Origin of the sequence: Lentzea kristufekii, from assembly GCF_033949925.1 — a bacterium.
GTDB lineage: Bacteria > Actinomycetota > Actinomycetes > Mycobacteriales > Pseudonocardiaceae > Lentzea > Lentzea kristufekii.
On sequence record NZ_JAXAVV010000002.1, the window covers coordinates 152,357 to 172,890 of the forward strand.

The following is a 20,534-nucleotide window of genomic DNA, read 5'->3' on the forward strand; positions in this document are numbered from 1 at the left end:
GTTCGCGAGCGTGAGATTCCAGGTGCTGGGGCCTGTGGAGGTTCGTGTCGGCGCGCAGCGGGTGGGGTTCGGGGGAGCCAGGCCCGCGACGATGCTCGCCGTGCTGGCCACGGTCGTCGGCGAGGTCGTGGGGATGGACGAGATCGTCGAGGCGGTCTGGGGGAGCAGGTCGCCCCGCAACGCACGCGCGGCGGTGCACACCAACGTCTGCGCGTTGCGCCGGGCGCTCGCCGCCGATGTGATCGTGCGCCGGGGCGGCGGTTATCTGCTGGACGTGCCGCCGGAGCAGGTGGACGTCTGGGAGTTCGGGAGCCGGGCGGCGCGGGGGCGGAAGGCTCTCGGTGAGCACCGGCACGCGGAGGCCGCCGCCGAGTTCCAGGCCGCGCTCGCGTTGTGGCGGGGTGGCGCGCTCGGAGGTGCCACGGGGGCGTGGGCGGACGGGGAACGCGCGCGGCTGGCCGACCTGCGGCTCGCGGTCGTGGAGGACCAGCTCGACGTCGCCGCGACGACCGGGCTCGCCGTGGCACCCGTCGCCGAGCTCGTCGCGCTGGTGGCCGCGAACCCGTTGCGCGAACGGTTGCGCGCCCAGGTGGTGCTCGTGCTGTCCCGGCTCGGCAGACAGGCCGAGGCGCTCGCCTGCTACGAGGAGGGCCGCCGGTTCCTCGCGGACGAACTCGGGGTCGATCCCGGCCCTGAGCTGCGGGAGGCCCACCGGCGGGTGCTGGCCGGACAGCCCGCCGTCACCTCACCGGCGCAGCTGCCACCGGACATCGCCGACTTCGCCGGTCGCGAGGACGAGCTCGCCCGGCTGTGCCGCAGGCTGACCGGCACCTCGGACGTCATGCAGTTGGTGGCCATCTCCGGCCAGGCGGGGACGGGGAAGAGCACCCTTGCCGTCCGCGCCGCGCACAAGGTGCGCGAGCGGTATCCGGACGGTCAGCTCTACGCGTCGTTGCGGGCAGTGCGGGAGCCCGGCGAGGTCGTGGTGCGGTTCCTGCACGCGCTGGGGGTGTCCGACGCGGCGATGCCCCGGTGCCAGGATGAACGGATCCTGCTCTACCGCTCGCTGGTGGCGGGCAGGAGGGTGCTGGTGGTGCTCGACGACGCGGTGGACGAACGGCAGGTCCGGCCGCTGCTGCCGGGATCGCCGACGTGCGCGTGCGTGCTGACCAGCCGGGCGCGGCCCAGCGCGCTGGAGGGCGCCGCGCACGTCGAGCTGGGCACGCTCGATGAGGGCGAGTCGCTCGTGCTGCTGGACCGGATCGTCGGAGCCGGGCGGGTGGCGGCGGAACCGGGGTTCGCGCGGGAGGTCGTGCGGCTGTGCGGCCGGCTGCCGCTGGCATTGCGCATCGCGGGGGCCCGGCTGGTGTCGCGGCCCGACTGGTCGCCAGGGCGGCTCGCGGCCCGGCTGCGGGAACAGCACAGGCTTCTCGACGAACTGGTGATCGGCGACCTGGAGGTGCGCGGCAGTCTCGCGCTCAGCTGCACCGGGCTGTCCGCGCGTGCCAGAGCCGGTCTGCGAGGACTCGGCTGGTTCGGTGGGCCGGACTTCGAACCGTGGCTCGCCGCCGCTCTGCTCGGCGCCGCGGCCCAGGACGCCGACGACGTGGTCGACGAACTGGTGCGCGCGCGGTTGCTCGACGTCGCGGGTGCCGGGCGCTACCGGCTGCACGACCTGACGAGGACGTTCGGCTGGGAGCTCGCGGAGGCCGAGGACGTGCGGCAGGACCTGCTGGACGCGGTGGAACGGGTGGCGCGCGGCTGGTCGCGGCTGCTCGCCCTGCCCGCCACGCAGGAGTGGTTCGACGCCGGGCAGGCCGCGGTCGTGCACACCGTGGAACGGGCCTGCGAGCTCGGCCTCGCGGAGGTCGCGGTGCGCCTGACGGTCGACGTGTGCGCCTCGAAACTGGCCGCTGACAACAAGTTCAGCCTGCGGTGGCAGACGCACAGCGTGGCACTCGACGCCGCCGTGCGGTCCGGTGACGTCCCGGGGCAGGCCGAGCTGCTGGCCGGACTCGGGTGGCTGCGCCGCGAGCAGGACCGGCTCGACGAGGCAGCCGCCTACTACGAGCGGTCGATGCAGAAGTACGGCGAAATCGGTGACAGCGGCGCGATCACCGCGATCAAGGTGATGCTCAGCGAGGTGCTGCGCGAGCGTGGCGACCTCGCCGGCGCGCTGGACCTGGTGACCGCGGCGCTGCCGGACCTCGACGACGCGGCGCTGACGGCGCGGGCCTGGCACGGCAGGGGCAAGGCGCTCACCGAGCTCGGCCGCGTGCCGGAAGCCGTCGGGGCACTGGAACGTGCCCGCGAGGCGTATCTGCGGCTGGCCGAACCGAGGGAGGTCGCCCTGGTCGAACGGTCACTGGCCATCGCGCACCGAGCGGCCGGGGCGTTCGGTACCGCGGAACGGCTTTCGGACCGCGCGCTGCGCACGTTGCGCGACCTGGGCGACCGGCACATGACCGCGTACGCCGTGCAGGCGTGGGCGAAGGTCCGGATCCGGCTGGGCGGACCGGACGAGGTGCACGACGCGTTGCAGGAGGCGCTCGTCACCTGCCGCGGGCTGCAGGACGGGTTCGGTCAGGCGCTGCTGCTGCGCACGCTCGGCGAGCTCGAACTGGCTCGTGGCCGCCCCGAGGAGGCCTGCCGTCTGCTCGGCCTCTCGCTGCAGTGGTGGGACGCGTTGTCCCTGCCGCTGTGGCGCGCACGATCCTTGCGCGACATGGCGGAGGCGCACCGCGTGCTCGGTCGCCCGGCTGAGGCGGGCAGGGCGCGGGACGAGGCCAGAGCGCTGTTCGTGCGGCACGGCAGCAGGGAGGCGAGGGAACCGTCCCCGCACCTGCCGGGCTCGCAGGATCTTCACAGAATTCTGTGAGAGCGCCTCCCTAGCGTCGATCCCATGAAACTCAGAGCACTGGCAGCGGGGCTGATGGCCGCGCTGCCGATCACCTTGGCGGCGGTGACCCCGGCACAGGCCGACACCGCCTACATCACCGAGGCGGCGGGGCACGCGCAGGCGGAGAAGGCCGAATACGGCATTCCCGCCTCCGTGAGCATCGCCCAGTCGATTCTGGAGTCCAACTGGGGAAGGAGCGGGCTTTCCAGGAACTACCTGAACTTCCACGGCCTGAAGTGCGGGGCGCCGGACCGGCCGGGACCGATCGCGACGGGGTGCAGGCAGCTGCCGACGGTCGAGTGCCCCGGCGGCAACTGCGGCGGCACCAAGGCGTACTTCCGGGTCTTCGCGTCGATGCGGGACTCGTTCCGCGACCACGGCCGCAACCTGACCACGAACTCCGCCTACGCGCACGCGATGCCGTTCCGCAACGACCCCGACCGCTACATCCGGGAGATCGCCCGGACCTACGCGACCGACCCGGCGTACGCCGACAAGGTCATCAAGGTCATGCGGGACCACAACCTCTACCGGTTCGACAGCGGTGGCCCGCTTCCCGCGCCGCAGGAGCTGATCATCGGCGGCGGCGACACGGACTTCACCGGTGACGGCAGGGCGGACATCGCCACCTTCACCCGTGGCGCCGCCGCGGACGTGTTCGTCGCCTCTTCGACCGGAACCGGCTTCTCCGGCACGGCGGCGAAGTGGCACAACGACTTCGCCTTCCACAACGAGATCCCGCTGACCGGTGACTTCGACGGCGACGGCAAAGCCGACATCGCCACGTTCACCCGCGGCAGTGCGGCGGACGTCTTCGTGGCGTTGTCCACGGGCAGCGGCTTCACCGGCACGAGCGTCAAGTGGCACGACAGCTTCGCCTACAACGACGAGGTCCCGGCCGTCGGTGACTTCAACGGGGACGGCAAGGACGACATCGCGACCTTCACGCGGGGTGCCGCGGCGGACGTGTTCGTGGCGTTGTCCACCGGCTCCGGTTTCTCGGGCACGACCGTGAAGTGGCACGACTGGTTCGCCGCCCACAGCGAGGTCCCCGCCGTGGGCGACTTCAACGGGGACGGCAAGGACGACATCGCCACGTTCACCCGCGGCTCCGCCGGTGACGTGTTCGTGGCGACCTCCACCGGCACCGGTTTCTCGGGCACGACCGTGAAGTGGCACGACAGGTTCGCCTTCGACGGTGAGGTGCCACTGGTCGGTGACTTCAACGGGGACAAGAAGGCCGACATCATCACGTTCACGCGCGGCGCGGCCGGTGACGCGTACGTCGCGCTGTCGGACGGCGCCCGGTTCGTCGGTGACGGCGTGAAGTGGCACGACCGCTTCGCTGTCGGCACCGAGACGCCAGGGGTCGGTGACTTCGACGGCGATGGCAAGGACGACATCGTCACCTACACCCGAGGCAACGCCGCCGACGCCTACGTCGCGACCTCCACCGGCGGGGGATTCTCCGGTGACGGCGTGAAGTGGCACGACTGGTTCGCGGCGGGCGCCGAGATCCCGGCGCCCGCTGTTCTCTGAAACATTCAAGGGGGAAAGCCATGCACCACAGGAAACTCATCGCCGCCGCGGTGTGCGGGCTGACGGCACTGACCGTCACCACCGCCCCGCTCGCGAGTGCGAACGACGCGATGGGCGACGTCTACGTGTCGCTCTCCGACGGGGGCAAGTTCGTCCAGGACGGCTGGAGGTGGCACGAGTTCTTCGGCGTGGACAACGAGATCCCGCTCACCGGTGACTTCAACGGTGACGGCAAGGACGACGTCGTCACCTTCACCCGCGGCGACCGGGCCGACGTGTACGTCGCGCTGTCCTCAGGCGAGGGCTTCGGCGGCACGGGTGTGAAGTGGCACAACGACTTCGCCTTCGGCACGGAGACGCCACTGGTCGGCGACTTCAACGGGGACGGCAAGGACGACATCGCCACCTTCACCCAGGGCAACACCGGCGACGTCTTCGTGGCGCTGTCCACCGGCAGCGGCTTCGACGGCACGTCGGTCAAGTGGCACGACTGGTTCGCCGTCGGTGGAGAGGTGCCGGTGGCCGGTGACTTCAACGGTGACGGCAAGGACGACATCGTCACCTTCACCCGCGGCGAGGCGGGCGACGTCTTCGTGGCGCTGTCCACCGGCAGCGGTTTCAACGGAACAACGGTGAAGTGGCACGACCGCTTCGGCCTCCACGGCGAGATCGTCGACGCCGGTGACTTCAACGGTGACGGCAAGGACGACATCGTCACCTTCACCCGCGGCGACGCGGGCGACGTCTTCGTCTCGTTCTCCGACGGCACCAAGTTCGTGCAGGACGGCTGGAAGTGGCACGAGAACTTCGCCTTCCGCACGGAGATCCCCGAGGTCGGTGACTTCAACGGGGACGGCAAGGCGGACCTCGCGACGTTCACCCGTGGTGGCGCGTCGGACGTCTACGTCGCGACCTCGAACGGCACCGCGTTCGTCGGTGACGCGCTGAAGTGGCACGACCGGTTCGCCCTCGGCACCGAGATGCCTCGCACCGGTGACTTCAACGGCGACAAGAAGGCCGACATCGCGACGTTCGTGCTCGGTGGCGCCGTCGGACTGCGGACCACCATCGTGAACATCGCCAAGGGCGAGATCGGTGTCGCCGAGCCGAACTGCAACAAGTACGGGCCGTGCAACGGCGGTGGTACCGCCTGGTGCGCCATGTTCGCGACCTGGGTGTGGGAGCGGGCCGGCGTCAAGGGCGTGCCGCGCGGTCAGTACGTCGCGACCTCTCTCGGCAGCTGGGGCCAGAAGCAGGGCACGTGGAAGCCGCGTCCGGCAGGCCAGGTCGGCAACCCGCAGGTGGGCGACTGGGTCATCTACGGCGCACCGGGCAGCGGTACAGGCGGGCACGTGTCGGTCGTCGTGTCGGTCAACGGCAACGGCACCATCACCACGGTCGACGGCAACTCCGGTCCCGGCACGAGGTACGTGCACCAGACGACGATCGACCCGCGCACCGCGAAGGCGAACGCCAACAGGTCCGTCTCCGGCTACGTCAGCCCTCCCGGCGCCTGAAAGGCATCCGATGAACTCCCGTTCCATCGGGGGCTCCGCACTCGCCGCGATCATCCTCGCGGCGAGTGCGCTCGCCCTCCCCGCCGCACAGGCGGCACCGGCACCGGCACCGGACAACGGGCCGGTCGGCTGGGACACCTACCGCGAGCTCGACCGGCTTCCTCAGCTGAACTCGGCGCGCACCGGGCAGTTCTCCAGTTTCGGGCGCGACGGCAGCAACACCGGCGACGGCTTCAGCGGTGTGTACTCCTGTCTGCGCAAGGACGACACCGGATGCGTGCTCGCCGAACGCAGTGGCCCCGGCGAGGTCGCGTCGATCTGGTTCACCCAGGGCGCCGGCGGCCGGGAGGGCGACGTGAGCGCCACGGGCTGGATCCGCGTCGAACTCGACGGTCGCACCGTCGTGCAGCGCCCGTTGCAGGAACTGGTCGACGGCAGGGAGGGCGCGCCGTTCGTGCACCCCCTGGTCGCGAACGCCGACCAGAGCTCTGGTGGCGTGTACGTCAAGGTTCCCATGCCCTATCGGGAATCCATGCGGATCACCGTGCAGCACAACCCGAACTTCTACCACGTGGCGTACCGCGACTTCGCCTCGGCGGACGGGGTGCGCGCGTTCGACAGGTCCGATCGCGCGGAGGACGTCCTGGCGACGTTGCGCGCCTCCGGCACCCGTGATCCGAAGCCGGCCGCGCCCGGTTCCACGACCGCCACCAGGACGGTGAGGGTTCCGGCCGGCGGCCGGGTGCCGCTCGCGCAGCTGACCGGACCGGGCAGCATCAACGCCCTGCGGCTCAGGTTGCCCGCGTACGACAACTCGCTGCGGCTGCGGCTCACGTTCGACGGGAAGACCACTGTGGACAGTCCGGTCGGCGAGTTCTTCGGCAGCGGACTGGGACAGGCCGCCGTGCGGTCGCTCATGTTCGCGATGGACGGGCCGTGGCACACCAGCTGGTGGCCCATGCCGTACCGGTCCTCCGCGCTGGTCGAGCTCGTGAACCCGGGAACGGCCGTGACCGTCACCTCCGAGGTGACGTCGGCACCGCGGGCGTGGACCGAGTCGTCCGGCCACTTCACCACCCAGTCGCGCGCCGGCCGGACCGAGGACGGCCGGGACTGGACGATCGCCGACGCGGGCGGACGCGGCAAGCTCGTCGGCGTCACGCAGACGATGCGCGGCCTGGAATCCACCGGGCACCTCCGCGAGTACCTGGAGGGTGACGAACGGGTGCATGTGGACTCCTCGCCCTCACCGTCCTGGCACGGCACCGGCACGGAGGACTTCTACGAGGGCGGCTGGTACTTCCACCGCCAGGAGTTCAGCGCGCCGCTCAACGGCAACACCCTGCACCAGAAGGAGACCTCCGGCTGCCCGCGCGAGTGCGACAGCGTCTACCGGCTGCTGCTGGCCGACGCGATCGGCTACTCCAGCGCGCTGCGGTTCGGCATCGAACACGGTCCGAGCAACACCTTCGACGCCGACTACGCGTCGACCGCGTACCTGTACACGCGGCCGGAGCCGTCGAGCAGGCGGACCGACGTGCTCGACGCCGGAGACGCGGCGAGCCGGGCCGCTCACGGCTGGACCGGGACGGGTGGCACCCAGTCGGAGCTGACCGCCCAGTTCGAAGGCGACGACAACGACGTGCCGGTGCGCGACGACGTCCACACGAGCACGGGCCCCGTGTCGTTCCGGATAGCCGTCACACCGGGCAGTCGTGGTGTCGTGCTGCGCCGCACGAGCGACCAGGCCGCGCCGGCGCGCGCGGAGGTGCTGGTGGACGGAACCCACGCCGGCACCTGGCACCAGCCGTTGCACAACAGCACCTCGCGCTGGCTGGAGGACTCGTTCACGTTGCCCGCCACGGACAAGGCGCAGCTCACCGTGACGCTGCGGCCGAGCGGCCCGTGGACGGCGGCCCGGTATGCGGTGGAGTCGCTGGGCGAGCCGGTCGCGGACACGAGTGCCCCCACCGCGCCCCAGGTCGCGTTCACCGGCACGCGGGCGCGTTCTCTGGGCCTGGATTGGAAACCGGGCACCGACGACGTCGGCGTGGACGGATACCGGGTGTACGGCTCGCGGTCGGCGTCCGTGCCGATCACCCCGCAGACGCTGCTCGGCACCAGTCGCACCACCTCGTTCCGGCACGCCGCGCTCACCGTCGGCTCCACGTGGCACTACCGGGTCGTCGCCGTGGACGCGGCGGGCAACGCGAGCGGGCCGTCGGCCGTGGTGTCGGCGACCGTGAAGCAGGCTCTGCCGTCCGATGTGGACGGCGACGGCAGGGCGGACGTCACGACGTTCACCCGTGGTGACACCGCCGACGTGTTCGTCGCGAGGTCGGACGGCTCCAGGTTCGTGGGCACGTCCGCGAAGTGGCACGACAACTTCGCGGTCGGCGGCGAGATCCCGCTGACCGGTGACTTCGACGGTGACGGCAGGGCGGACGTCGCGACGTTCACCCGAGGCCGGAGCGCGAAGGTCTTCGTGTCGCTGTCCGACGGCTCCAGGTTCGTGCAGGACGCCTGGCGGTGGCACGGGTTCTTCGCGGCCGGCGACGAGATCCCGCTCGTGGGTGACTTCAACGGCGACGGCCGGGACGACATCGTCACGTTCACCCGCGGCGACGGTGGTGACGTGTACGTGGCGCTGTCCACCGGCTCGTCGTTCGCCGGAACCTCCGAGAAGTGGCACGACCGCTTCGCGCTCGGCGCGGAGACCCCGGCGGTCGGTGACGTGAACGGCGACGGACGCGACGACATCGTCACGTTCACGGGTGGCGCGGTGTACGCCGCGATGTCCACGGGTTCGTCGTTCGCGGGTGACGGCGTCCGCTGGCACGCGAACCTCCCTGGACGGCCGTCGCTGGGGGACGTGGACGGTGACGGCCGGGCCGACGCCGTCACCTTCAGCGGCGGCAAAGTGCTCGTGGCCCGGTCGACCAGGTTCGCCTTCGGAGCCGCCGCGGTGTGGCACGAGCGGTTCGCGGTCGGCGACGAGGTGCCCGGTGTCGCCGACTTCACCGGTGACGGCCGCGCGGACGTCGTCACGTTCACCCGGGGTGGCGCGGGGGACGTGTACGTGGCCACCTCCACCGGCACCGGCTTCGCGGGTGACGGCGTGAAGTGGCACGACCAGTTCGCCTTCGGCGTGGAGCTGCCCCGCCCGTCGATCTGACTGGTCCTGCCCTGGCCCGGTCGCCGTGGCGACCGATGATCGCGAGGCCGCCGTTCGGCCCAGTCGTACCACCGGCATTGACGGTCGTGGTCGCCGGTAACAATTCGGTTGAGCCGATGAACCTCGTCATACGTACTCCCGTACATGCGCCGCTTGAACGAGGAGTACGTATGACGCACCGCGTGACGGACAGACGGAAGTTTCGCCTGATCGCTTCGTTGTCGGCGGTGGCCGTGGTCGCTGCGGGTACCGCCACGGTGGCGTTGGCCGCCAAGGACGGTGAGCCCGCACCGCTCGGTGCGTTCGCGCCCATTGAGCGGGTCGCCAAGAACGTCGTCGAGCCGAAGGTCGGCAAGAACGGCGCCAGTGGCGTGTTCACGGTCGACTGCGGCACGAACGAGCAGGGCAAGTTCAGTGCCGACAACCCGGTCGCCCAGCCGGGTCTGAAGCACGGTGCCCAACACGTCCACGACTTCGTGGGCAACCTGTCGATCAGTGCGGAGTCGACCGACGAGAGCCTGGTCGACTCGGAGACGACCTGCCGCAACGGTGACCGCTCGTCCTACTTCTGGCCGGTCGTGCGCATCAACCCCAAGGCCAACCCGCAGGACGTCGGCTCCAACCCCGACAAGATCAAGGAGAACGGCCCGGGCGAGGTCGCGTGCCCAGGTGTCTCCCAGCGCCTGCCCGCCGTTCCGCAGCGGGTGCGCGACGAGGTCATCCGCAACCTCCGAGAGCTCGCGCAGCAGCTCAAGGAAGCCAACGACCGGGTGGCGCGAGCCCAGAACCCCAGCGACCCGAACTTCGTCAACAACACCGTTCTCGGCCCGCTGCGCAGCAAGCGGGTCGCCACCCTCGAACGCATCGCGAACGCCCTCAGCCGGTCCGCGCGCAAGCCGAACCTCACGCCGCTCGCCGACTGCGACCTGCGGTGGGGCCACGGGGGCGCCGGCCACGGCAACCACTCGTCGAAGCCGCGCAAGTTCGCCGCAGATGGTGTTCTCCAGCAGGCCGAGCAGAACGGCGCCGAGCAGGACGCCGCCACGCCGACGATCAAGTGCCCGTCGGCGCGCGAGGCGCTGCCGGGCGTGCCGGACCAGGCTCTGGACGAGGTGGACAACAACCTCGACCAGCTGGACAAGCAGATCGCCGAAGCCAACCAGCGCCTGGTGACCACCAAGGGGCAGGGCGGGGCGAACTTCATCGACAACGCGATCCTCGGGCCGTTGAAGGACAAGCGGGTCGCGACCCTCGACCGGATCGCGATCGCGATCGGCCGCAACGCCGAGAAGCCGCAGGGGCTCGACCGCCTCGCGAAGTGCGGTCTCAACGAGGGCGACGAGGGCGGCAACGAGAACAACGGCGGGAACAACGGCAACGGCAACGGCAACGGGAACAACAACGGCGGCAACAACAACGGGGGCAACAACAACGGCGGTGCCACCACCACGACCGTCGCCCCGCCGCCCCTGGCCGCTCCCACCGGCAAGAACCTGGAGCTCGTCGGCAACAACGGCAAGATCGTCCGGCCGGCCCAGGTGAAGATCGAGTACCGCGGCAACGCGACCAGCAAGGTCACGGCCATGCCGAAGTTCCTGAAGATGGTCGTCGGTGACGCCAAGCCGACCAGCCGCGGCCCCGCCAACGCCCGCGCCACGTGGACCTGCAGCGGGTTCGAGGACCGCCTGTCCGACAAGTACGTGATCTGCCCGAACGGCAGCAAGGTCATGCGGGTGCACGACTTCGCGGGCTGCTGGGACGGCAAGAACGCCGACAGCGCCAACCACCGCGACCACGTCCGGTTCGCCGACAAGCAGACCGGCGCGTGCCCGCAGGGCTTCAAGGCCATCCCGCAGCTGCGGATCAGCATCTCCTACAACATCTCCCGCGACATCCAGCAGAAGGGCCAGTACCAGCTCGACGCGTTCCCGGAGGAGAACCACAACCCGTTCTCCGACCACAACGACTACGCCAACGTCAACTCCGACCAGACGATGGCGAAGATCGTGAAGTGCGTGAACGACGGTCGCAAGTGCTCCTGACCGTCTCCTGACTCACCGCAGGGGAGCCTTCCTGGACCTCAGTTCAGTCCGGGAAGGCTCCCCTCGCTTGATGCCGGATCGCGAACACCTCCGAGAGAGCAGGCGGGGCGGCATTCCAACTCCTCTCCGAGGCCACCGTCCCATGCGAACACGCCGGCCAGCACCCTGGCGACTGCCGCTGTACCGCCTGCCCCACCTTCGCCGCACGCGCCTGCGCTCCGTAGCCTCGTCATCCGCTGGACGCTGCACCTCCCATGTCCCGGCGTTCCGGTACTCGAACGGGTCTGGCTCGGCGAGTGGAAGCGTGTAGGCCTGCGTGGTCCGGTGCCGCGGGTCCTCCCCACCTCCGCAGCCGCGGTGTACAGCTTCAACAGCGCGGTGACGGCCTGACCAGAACCGGATGAAGACTCAGCTGAGTGGTCACCTCGGTCCGCCCGTGACGTAGGGGATCCGATCGGGTGACCGCTGCGGGAACTCGAGCACCGGAATCGGCTTGCCGATGGGCTTTCCCGCGTGGTCAAAAGAGATCGTGCCCGTGGCACCGTCGATCTTCACTCGCCGCAAGGCCTCCAGGACGTCCGCCACCGTTGGTGGTCGGTCTCCGTGGGCGTTGATGGCGGTGAAGGCCGTGAGCGCGGCGTCGTGATGCAGTAGCGCATAGCCGTCGTTGAGCTGATCGGCGAACCAAAGCCTGTAGCAGGCCTGCTCGACGGCGAGCTGAGACCCGTGCGTGCTCTCCACGACGTGGTGTTTCACGCGCCCTTGCCATGCTGCCGCCAGGCTTTGAGTCGACCGGCGGCCCGGACGGCAGCGAACAGAAGGGCCTACAGGAACTGCTCTGTGCGACTCACCCGGACTGAACCTGTGGCGCCGGTGCTGCTCGTCTTGCACGTCAGTGGAGGAAACCGGGACAGCCTGGCTCGTGTGGCGGCCGCGTGCGCGCCCTGCCCGTGGCTGTCGGTCATGGTCCGTAGAATCACCGCGTGAGCGATCCGGACAAGGCCCAGTTGACCGAGACAGAGATTCGCACTCGGTTCATCACGCCTGCCCTGAGTACCGCTGGCTGGCCACTGACCTCGCTCCGTGAGGAGTACTACTACTTCTCGGCTGGACGCATCCAGGTGGTTGGCAACAAGGGGGTGCGGAAGAAGCCCAAGAAGGTGGACTACCTCCTGGAGTGGCGTCCTAACCTGCCAATTGCCCTGGTCGAGGCCAAGGACAACAACCACGAGCCGGGCGCTGGCATGCAGCAAGCCATTGAGTACGCCGAGCAGCTCGATGTGCCCTCAGTCTTCACCAGCAACGGGGACTCGTTCGTGTGGCATGACCGGACCGGCGTACGACCAGAGGTCGAGGTCGAGATACCCCTTGAAGCGTTTCCGTCACGCGCGGAGCTCTATGACATCTATAAGCAGTGGAAAGGCATCGTAGACGCTGACGAGCCGGTCATCGCGAGCCGGTTCTACGACGATGGGTCCGGACGCAGGCCACGTTACTACCAGCGCATAGCAGTCAACCGGGCGATGGAAGCAATCGCAAAGGGGCAGAAGCGGCTGCTGCTTGTAATGGCAACCGGCACGGGCAAGACCTACACCGCCGCTCAAATCATCTGGCGTTTCATGGAGTGTTTCAAGGCCATCAACCCCAGGAAGTCCCAAGCGCGGGTGTTGTTTCTTGCTGATCGAAACATTTTGATCGATCAGACGATGATGAACGACTTCGCCATGTTCAACGGGCGCATGGCGAAGCTGAGCGCCTCACGCGGCACCATCACAAGGGTTGCAAATCCAGATGATGCGGACGACGCCGGGAGCAAGGCAGTTGACAAGAGCTTCGAACTCTATCTGTCGCTCTATCAAGCTGTCAGTGGTTCTGAGGAAGTGGACAATGTTTACAAGCAGTTCTCGCCCGACTTCTTTGATCTGGTGATCGTTGATGAGTGTCACCGAGGCAGTGCTAGACAGGATAGCGCCTGGCGGGGCATCCTTGAATACTTCGGCTCGGCGACCCAGCTCGGGCTGACAGCAACACCAAAAGAGACGGCGACCGTCAGCAACATCGATTACTTCGGTGACCCGCTGTACACCTACTCGCTGAAGCAGGGCATCGACGACGGGTTCCTGGCTCCTTACAAGGTCATCCGCATGGCGCTGGACGTCGATACTTTTGGCTGGCGTCCTGAAGAGGGGCAGGTCGACGATTCTGGAACCCTGATTCCCGACCGGCACTACACTGACGAAGAAATCGACAACACGATCATTTTTCCTGAGCGCGACAAGCGTGTTGCAGAGCGGATCACCGAGTACCTGAAGAGCACCGACAGGTTCGCGAAGACCATCGTCTTCTGTGAGGACATCCCACATGCGAATCGCATGCGGCGAATTCTGGCGAACTTGAACGCTGATGAAGTCCGCAAGGACTCTCGTTACGTCATGCAGATCACCGGCGACGACCAACAGGGCAAGCGGGAGATCGACAACTTCATCGACCCGGAAATTCCCTACCCGGTTATCGCGACGACCTCGAAGCTCCTCGCCACGGGGGTCGACGCTCAGACCTGCAAGCTCATTGTGATGAACAGCAGGATCGAAAGCATGACCGACTTCAAACAGATGATCGGTCGTGGCACCCGCGTGCGGACGGACTACGACAAGTGGTTCTTCGTCATCATGGATTTCAAGAACGCCACCAGGCTGTTCGCTGATGCAGAGTTCGACGGCGACCCGGTCGTGGTCTACGAGTTGCAGCCCGACGGCGGCATGAGCCACGCCGTCGAAGAGCTGGATGACATCGATGAGACCGAAGACGCCACCGAGTACGAACTGGAACAGTGGGTCGAGCTGCCAGGAGCACGCAAGGTTCGTCGCAAGCGAATCGTGGTCAGCGGCCAGCAGGTCACGATCATCGGCGAACAGGTCCAGATGCTCGGAACCGATGGGAAACCGCTGACGTCAAGCCTCAAGGAGTTCGTTCGCAAAAACCTGCTAGATCGGTACCCCACTGTGGACGTCTTCGTGAGTGCCTGGTTGACCGCGGAACAACGATCTTCCTTGCTGGACGAGCTGCTGGACGCTGGTATTCCGCTGGAAGATCTCGTGGAGCAGCTGGGGCTGGAGCTTGATCCGTTCGACATGGCACTTGACGTTGCATACGAACGTCAGCCAGTCGAGCGTCGGCAGCGAGCAGACACGATTCGCGCGAGCGGTTACCTCAATAAGTACACAGGCCAGATGCGTTCCGTGCTGGAAGCGTTGATCGACAAGTACGTCGAATCTGGCGTGCGGTCGATTGAGGACATCGGCGTCTTGCGGGTAGAGCCGTTCCGCTCGATGGGCGGGCCTATGGAGCTCATTCGGTCTTTCGGAACCCGCGAGACCTACCTCAAGGCCGTGCACGACCTTGGGCAGCAGCTATACCAGGAGACACAGTGATTTCGTCCACTCTGATCAAGTCCATCCAGGACATCATGCGGCAGGACCAGGGCGTGGACGGTGACGCGCAACGTCTCAGCCAACTCGTCTGGATGATCTTCCTTAAGATCCTCGACGACACTGAGCGAGAACTGGAGCTGATGACCGATGGGTACCAGCCAGCTGTGCCGGCGGAGTATCGATGGCGAGCTTGGGCCGGCGAGGAAGAGGGACGTACTGGCGATGACCTGAACGACTTCGTCAACAACCGCCTGTTCCCGGCTCTTCGTAAGCTTCCTGGCGGAGTCAATCCTCGCGCGCTGATCGTTCGCGAAGCGTTTGAGGATTCGTACAACTACATGAAGAGCGGAACACTGCTGCGTCAGGTCATCAACAAGATCAACTCAATTGACTTCACGGTTCGGAAGGACCGCCATCAGTTCAATGATCTTTACGAAAAGCTTCTCAAGGATCTGCAGAGCGCAGGCAACGCTGGTGAGTACTACACGCCGCGAGCACTGACGCAGTTCATCGTCGAGATGGTGAACCCCAAGCTTGGGGAAGTCGTGCTGGACCCTGCATGCGGGACCGGCGGCTTTCTGGCCAACACCATTGATCACTTGCGCAAGCAGGTGAAGACCGGTGATGATGAAGCTGTACTGCAATCTTCGTTGCGAGGCACAGAGAAGAAGCAGTTGCCGCACCTGCTCTGCCTGACCAACATGATCCTCCACGGGATCGATGCACCCACAGGCATCCGACGCGCCAACACCCTCACTAGGCCGCTCCGAGATTATGGACCATCGGATCGAGTCGATGTGGTTGTCACGAACCCGCCCTTCGGGGGTGTAGAAGAACCGGGTGTCGAGCAAAACTTCCCTCAGGACTTGCGCACGCGTGAAACTGCAGATCTTTTCCTCGTTCTCATCATGCGACTTCTTAAGCAAGGCGGGCGTGCCGGAATAGTTCTACCTGACGGCACGCTTTACGGAGAGCAGGCCACTTCCCGGATCAAGGAGAAGCTGCTGAGCGAATGTAACCTTCACACAATCGTTCGTCTTCCTGGAAGCGTTTTCGCTCCGTACACGCCGATCGCGACCAATATGCTGTTTTTTGAGAAAGGTGAGCCCACAAAGGAGATTTGGTACTACGAACATCGGCTTCCTGTTGGAGCTAAGGCCTACAACAAGACCTACCCCATCCGGGTAGAAGATTTTGACGCCGAGCGTGCTTGGTGGCACGATCGAGTGGAAAATGAAGTTGCGTGGCGCGTTCCAGTTGAAGATATAGCGGGCGCGAACTTCAACCTTGATGTCAAGAACCCCAGGCGAAAGAGTGATGAACAGCGCGACCCTGCTGAACTGCTCGAGGCTTACCGTGCCAAGCAATCAGAGGTCGATCGTATTGTGCACACTCTGACGAACCTTCTTCGTGAAGCTTTGGATGCGGAATGATTATCAAGGACATCTCATCGCTTTGCGATAGTCTGAGCGAATTGCTCATGATTCCCGGGCAGATTCCGCAGATTCGCCGCGCCGTGCTCGATCTCGCCGTTTCTGGCCGACTCGTACCAGAATGCGATGACGCAGAAGACGCAGCTGAATACCTGTCATCTGTTGTCCATGCCCTTGAAGATGAAAAGCCCGCCAAGAAGCTCAAGGGTGTAGAGCGGCCTCAGATTGGCGTCAGCGTACCCGAAACGTGGGCTCCCACGATGCTTGGGTGCATTTCAACGGACATTCGATATGGCACGTCTCTCAAGACATCCGATTCCGGAGAAGTGCCGGTTCTTCGGATGGGGAATATTCAGAAGCAGCGCCTTGAGTTTGACAAACTCAAGTACCTTCCTCTGACGCCGGACTTGAAGCACTTGATGCTCGAGCATGGCGACATTCTGTTTAACCGAACCAATAGCGCCGCCCTGGTTGGAAAGTCGGCGGTATTCCATGGTGGCGGTCCCTTTACGTTTGCATCTTACCTGATTCGTGTTCGTCTTCACCCCGACGTAGAGCCAGACTTCGTCAACCTGTGGCTGGGTTCGTCAGCAGGGCGAGAATGGGCGAATCGCGTGAAGACGGATGCAATCAGCCAGTCCAATATCAATGGTACCAGTCTTGGGCAGTTCCCATTGGCTCTGCCAAGTCGAAGTGAGCAGGTGCGAATAGTTGAGAGAGTTGAGGCCATTCTTTCGCTGATCGACAGTTTTGAGGTTGAAAAAGATGAGCTTGCGGCCCGCCGTCGCGCTACGACTGTTGCTGCGTGCAATGCCCTCGTGCGTCGACGGGAGAAGTTGCTCCTAGACCACGCAGACAAGCTGATCCGAACATCCGAGGACGTGGATGAGGTCGAACGAACCATATTCGGATTGGCTGTATCCGGCCAGCTGGTGCCCCAGCGTAGCTCGGATTTCGACGGGCATGCCTTGGTTGCGGAATTCGCGGAGTCATCAAAAAAGAAAGAGCTGGCTGGCGCAGCGTTCAACCTCCTTAAAGATCCTCCTTTTCCCATACCGGACTCGTGGGCTTGGACCACTTTGGGCGTAGCGGGAAATGTTGTCGGTGGAGGTACGCCACGCTCAGGGCAAGATGGTTGCTTCACTTATGATCCATCGCTCGGCCTGCCTTGGTTCACGCCTGCTGATCTGGGCGGAAACGCCTCTATGTACGCGCCGGCTAGCAGGCGATTCCTGACCGAGGCCGGCCTCAAGTCGTGCTCAGCGCAACCGCTACCCGCCGGGTCGGTACTCTTCTCAAGCCGGGCACCTATCGGCTATGTCGCGATTCTCGAACAGCCGGCATCCACAAATCAGGGTTTCAAGTCGTTTGTGCCTCGTCGCGGACTCGTGTCCGAGTTCGTCTATTTTTGGCTACGATACTGGGCGCCAGAGATAGATGCGGCCGCGCCGTCGGTGACCTTCCGGGAAGCTAACAAGAAGGCTATGGAACGACAGCCCATTCCCGTGCCTCCTGTAGAAGAACAGCATCGCATTGTTGACAGGGTTGTCCAGCTGATGGCAGTGGTAAGGTCGCTACGTGATCATATCGCAGCATAATTTTGCGGTTTTGAAGCTCGTTTTCGCTAATTCTTGGGTGCTCGACGCGCACCCGTGATGTCGAAGTTCTCGTCGCGGCCCATTGAATGCCAAAAATGCTTAAGAGCGTGTCGCAGAAACTCGTTCCCTGTGTCACCCTCGTCCGAGACGGTCCGGCGGCCTCAGGGCCGTCTCGGTGCCTTCGGGTGATCCGCGGGTCTAGCCAAAGGGCAGCGTGGTCAGCTCTCCGAAGATGCCGCGCGGCTCGTCGGCTAGATGCAGGAGCATCTCCCGCACCGGCGTGCTAAGCGACATCGTGTTGGCATCGACGTCGAGGCCGCCAGCGAACGCCGCTGTGTCGAATACCGTCTGGCGAACACCGATCTGGTAATCGTGGCGAAGTCCGGCGAGCGCCGCGGCCTGGTGGCCCTGTAGGGCTTTGGCTTCCACTACGAGAATCCGGGGCAGGTCGTTTGGAGAGACGCACACCTGGATCGTGACAGGACGGCTCACACCTCGGAGACATCGGCAAGCAGCGCGCTGTCCACGCTGTGCGGCAAGTCAGGTCGTTACGGCCGGACGTGCGGTCGCAGAGCGCGGTATTCGTCGGCTGGTTCTGGGTTTTCGCCTTCGTGATCCCGGCCAGATGCTGCTCGTTGCAACCGCAGCATGCCGATCCGGTACGAGCCGCCCAGCCGTGAGCGGTCAAGTCGGATCGGTGCGAAACGCGTTGGCTGGGGCGTTTGTCAGGTGAGCAAAGCAGTAGCCATGCGAGCGCCCTGTGGCCGACCGCATGGCGCGCGGCCTGTCGCGCCGGCTCGCAGGCAGCGCCGTTTCCGGTCCGATACAGCCAGGACTGGTTGGGCCGGCAACGCCCCGATGTCCGGGCCATCTGTGATTCCCACTCAGGGAGTCACGTCGTCACAAGCCGTCGACGTGCCTTCTGAGCGGCGCGGCGAGATCCGGGTGATCGCCTCTGTCGACGCGGTGCAGCAGACGGGCGGCCACGTAGAACTGGGCGAGCAGTCCGGCGTCGGTCGCCAGCACGTCAGCGAACGTGTCGCGCACTCGCTCAGCGGTCTGCGGCACGAGAAGGCTGTAGCTGAGCAAGGTGGCCGCGTCCGTTCCAACTGGACCGCGACCCCACGATTCCCAGTCCAGCAGACCGAACTGCGGGCCCATCAGGTTCGCCCAGTGCAGGTCACCGTGCACCGTTTCCCATTCGCGCACAACGGGGTTCACCGAGTTCCCGAACTGCTGCTGCATCCGGCCGGTGACCAAGGCCTGGTCGGCGTTGACGCGGTCGGTCGGCATCGCCGCGATCAACTTGCTCGTTCTGCGCAGTTCGGCCCACCACTCGTCTGGGAGGTCGGCCGTGTGGCGCAGGGCGTCGGTGCGGGAGCAAGGTGAGCCAGGCACCAATGTCATCAGCTCGGCGCGTTGGTGTCGTCCGTGTTCCCACTCGAAGACGTCGACGACGCGCGGCTTGGACAGGGCTGTGAAGGCGTTCGCTTCGAGATTTCCGGTCCAGAACTCACCTGCGATCCACTGCCTGTCCTCGGACACCACCCGTAGCCACATCTGCTCGTCGATTCGTCGCACAGGCGCGCTGATCGATCGGTCCAGCCAGCCGAGCGAGGGTTCCCCGATGATGGTGAGGTTGAAGTGCGTCGCGGCGCGATCCAGGTTTTCGTGCATCCACTCCCGGAACTGCGCGTCGGCCTCGCTGAGTTGCGGGCTCAGCGTGTGGCCGCGGTGTCCGAGGACCGGTGAGCGGTCAGGTTGTTCTGGCACTGGATCCCTTCACCTTGGGCGCATCGAGCATGCTCCGCTGTTCGTTCTACTGCTTGGAGTTGCTCTAAGCGATGCGCTGCAAAGTCATTACGCCCTTCGGGTAAGGCATCACACTTCCTGCCGCAGGACTCTCAGATGGGCGTCCCGCAGGTCGCGTCGGGGCTCGACGCCGAGCTCGGCCGCGAGCCGGTCGCGGACTCGCTCGAACAAGCGCAGCGCCGACGCCTGCTGTCCGGTCCTGGCCAGCGCCAGCATCAGCCGTGCCTGCAGGCCCTCGTGCAACGGCTCGTCGTGCGCCAGCGTGATCAACGATGGCGAGAACGGCTCGCCCGGGGTGCGCAGCACCAGATCGGTGTGTGCCAGCACGGCGGCGATCCGGCGCTGGTGCAACGCGATCGCGCTGGGGTGCAGCCGCACCTCGGCGGGCAGGTCGGCGAGCACCGAGCCGCGCCACAACCTGACCGCCTCGCTCAGCCCGGCGAGGTCCGAGCGCAGCAGGAGTTCGTTGAAGCGCACCAGATCCAGCCCGTCGCTGTCGGCGACGAGGCGGTAGCCGCCGTGCGCCCGTTCCACCGTGCTGAACGTCCGCAGGCGCGCGACGTAGTTGTGCACCAGGTGGATGTGCGAATGCGGTGGCGACTCCGGCCACAGCACGTCGATGATCTCCTCGCGCGCCACGATCTGGTTCGGGTGCATCGCGAGCAGCCCGAGCAGACGGCGTTGCATCAGCGGCACCGGCACGCCCTCGACCTCCAGCGGGCCGAGGATCCTGATGCGCGCCGACGGTGTGCGGGTGAAGACCGCCGAGTCGAGACCTACGGTCGACGCCAGCCGGTGCAACAGGTCCGAGCGCGGCGCCGACCCGTTCTCGATGTAGCGCAGCGCGCGCACGCTGACCCGTGCCCGGTCGGCGACCTCGCGCTGGGTCAGGCCGAGCAGGGCCCGCTGGGCGCGCAGTGCCGCGCCGAACGTTCTCGTGGATTTCCCCATGGTGAACACCCCGGTTCCCATGAAACCGCGTCGTCCGCGGATTTTCAGCCCATTCGCTCGGACGGCGGCATGTCATCGGAAGCTTGCGGACTTGCCGGTCGTGTCAACGCAACGCGGCTGGTCAGGGCGTTGTCGCT

General features: G+C 66.1%; 12 protein-coding genes. 8 read left to right on the forward strand and 4 right to left on the reverse strand.

The features are described 5' to 3' along the window. Positions 1-10 precede the first annotated feature (10 nt). From SK571_RS04255 to SK571_RS04275, 5 genes are all read left to right on the forward strand, one after another. Positions 11-2,878, forward strand: a complete 2,868-nt coding sequence (locus tag SK571_RS04255) for an AfsR/SARP family transcriptional regulator (protein ID WP_319982700.1) — start codon at positions 11-13, stop codon at positions 2,876-2,878. Between the two features lie 24 nt (positions 2,879-2,902). Then, the gene (locus SK571_RS04260) at positions 2,903-4,438 is read left to right on the forward strand and encodes a glucosaminidase domain-containing protein (RefSeq protein ID WP_319982701.1); all 1,536 of its coding nucleotides are present in this window, start codon (positions 2,903-2,905) and stop codon (positions 4,436-4,438) included. A 20-nt stretch (positions 4,439-4,458) separates the two neighbouring features. Continuing rightward, positions 4,459-5,955, forward strand: coding sequence for an FG-GAP repeat domain-containing protein (locus tag SK571_RS04265; RefSeq protein ID WP_319982702.1), 1,497 nt, complete (start codon positions 4,459-4,461; stop codon positions 5,953-5,955). 10 nt (positions 5,956-5,965) lie between these two features. Beyond that, a complete protein-coding gene (locus tag SK571_RS04270) occupies positions 5,966-9,130 on the forward strand; it encodes a DUF2961 domain-containing protein (protein WP_319982703.1) in 3,165 nt (1,054 codons plus the stop codon). Between the two features lie 182 nt (positions 9,131-9,312). Then, a complete protein-coding gene (locus tag SK571_RS04275) occupies positions 9,313-11,172 on the forward strand; it encodes a DUF1996 domain-containing protein (protein WP_319982704.1) in 1,860 nt (619 codons plus the stop codon). A gap of 420 nt (positions 11,173-11,592) precedes the next feature. Here SK571_RS04275 and SK571_RS04280 read toward each other — a convergent pair whose 3' ends face one another. After that, the gene (locus SK571_RS04280; protein ID WP_319982705.1) at positions 11,593-11,928 is read right to left on the reverse strand and encodes a hypothetical protein; all 336 of its coding nucleotides are present in this window, start codon (positions 11,926-11,928) and stop codon (positions 11,593-11,595) included. A 227-nt stretch (positions 11,929-12,155) separates the two neighbouring features. Between SK571_RS04280 and hsdR the strand changes: the two genes are divergently transcribed. Genes hsdR through SK571_RS04295 form a run of 3 tightly spaced genes read left to right on the forward strand, consistent with a single transcriptional unit; the run spans position 12,156 to position 17,634 of the window. Then, positions 12,156-14,603 (forward strand): EcoAI/FtnUII family type I restriction enzme subunit R, encoded by a 2,448-nt coding sequence (gene hsdR, locus SK571_RS04285; RefSeq protein ID WP_319982706.1) that lies wholly within the window; start codon positions 12,156-12,158, stop codon positions 14,601-14,603. Further along, the gene (locus tag SK571_RS04290) at positions 14,600-16,036 is read left to right on the forward strand and encodes a class I SAM-dependent DNA methyltransferase (RefSeq protein WP_319982707.1); all 1,437 of its coding nucleotides are present in this window, start codon (positions 14,600-14,602) and stop codon (positions 16,034-16,036) included. The genes hsdR and SK571_RS04290 overlap by 4 nt, the downstream gene beginning before the upstream one ends. Continuing rightward, on the forward strand, positions 16,033-17,634 hold the full coding sequence (locus SK571_RS04295; RefSeq protein ID WP_319982708.1) for a restriction endonuclease subunit S: 1,602 nt from the start codon (positions 16,033-16,035) through the stop codon (positions 17,632-17,634). Before SK571_RS04290 ends, SK571_RS04295 begins: the two co-directional genes overlap by 4 nt. Positions 17,635-17,832: 198 nt before the next feature. On the opposite strand, the gene SK571_RS04300 is transcribed toward SK571_RS04295, so the two are convergent. The 3 genes from SK571_RS04300 to SK571_RS04310 form a co-directional block, all read right to left on the reverse strand. Further along, positions 17,833-18,126: a hypothetical protein gene (locus SK571_RS04300; RefSeq protein WP_319982709.1), complete on the reverse strand. Its 294-nt coding sequence runs from the start codon at positions 18,124-18,126 to the stop codon at positions 17,833-17,835. Positions 18,127-18,534: 408 nt separating this feature from the next. After that, complete coding sequence (locus tag SK571_RS04305) at positions 18,535-19,356, reverse strand: phosphotransferase (protein WP_406601949.1); 822 nt, start codon at positions 19,354-19,356, stop codon at positions 18,535-18,537. Between the two features lie 159 nt (positions 19,357-19,515). Then, positions 19,516-20,397, reverse strand: coding sequence for a BTAD domain-containing putative transcriptional regulator (locus tag SK571_RS04310; RefSeq protein WP_319982711.1), 882 nt, complete (start codon positions 20,395-20,397; stop codon positions 19,516-19,518). Between the last annotated feature and the right edge of the window lie 137 nt (positions 20,398-20,534).

Coding starts and splice junctions, on each gene's coding strand:
- SK571_RS04265 (WP_319982702.1), top strand. CDS start 4,459: ATGCACCACAGGAAACTCATCGCCGCCGCGGTGTGCGGGCTGACGGCA.
- SK571_RS04310 (WP_319982711.1), bottom strand. CDS start 20,397: ATGGGGAAATCCACGAGAACGTTCGGCGCGGCACTGCGCGCCCAGCGG.
- SK571_RS04295 (WP_319982708.1), top strand. CDS start 16,033: ATGATTATCAAGGACATCTCATCGCTTTGCGATAGTCTGAGCGAATTG.
- SK571_RS04270 (WP_319982703.1), top strand. CDS start 5,966: ATGAACTCCCGTTCCATCGGGGGCTCCGCACTCGCCGCGATCATCCTC.
- SK571_RS04260 (WP_319982701.1), top strand. CDS start 2,903: ATGAAACTCAGAGCACTGGCAGCGGGGCTGATGGCCGCGCTGCCGATC.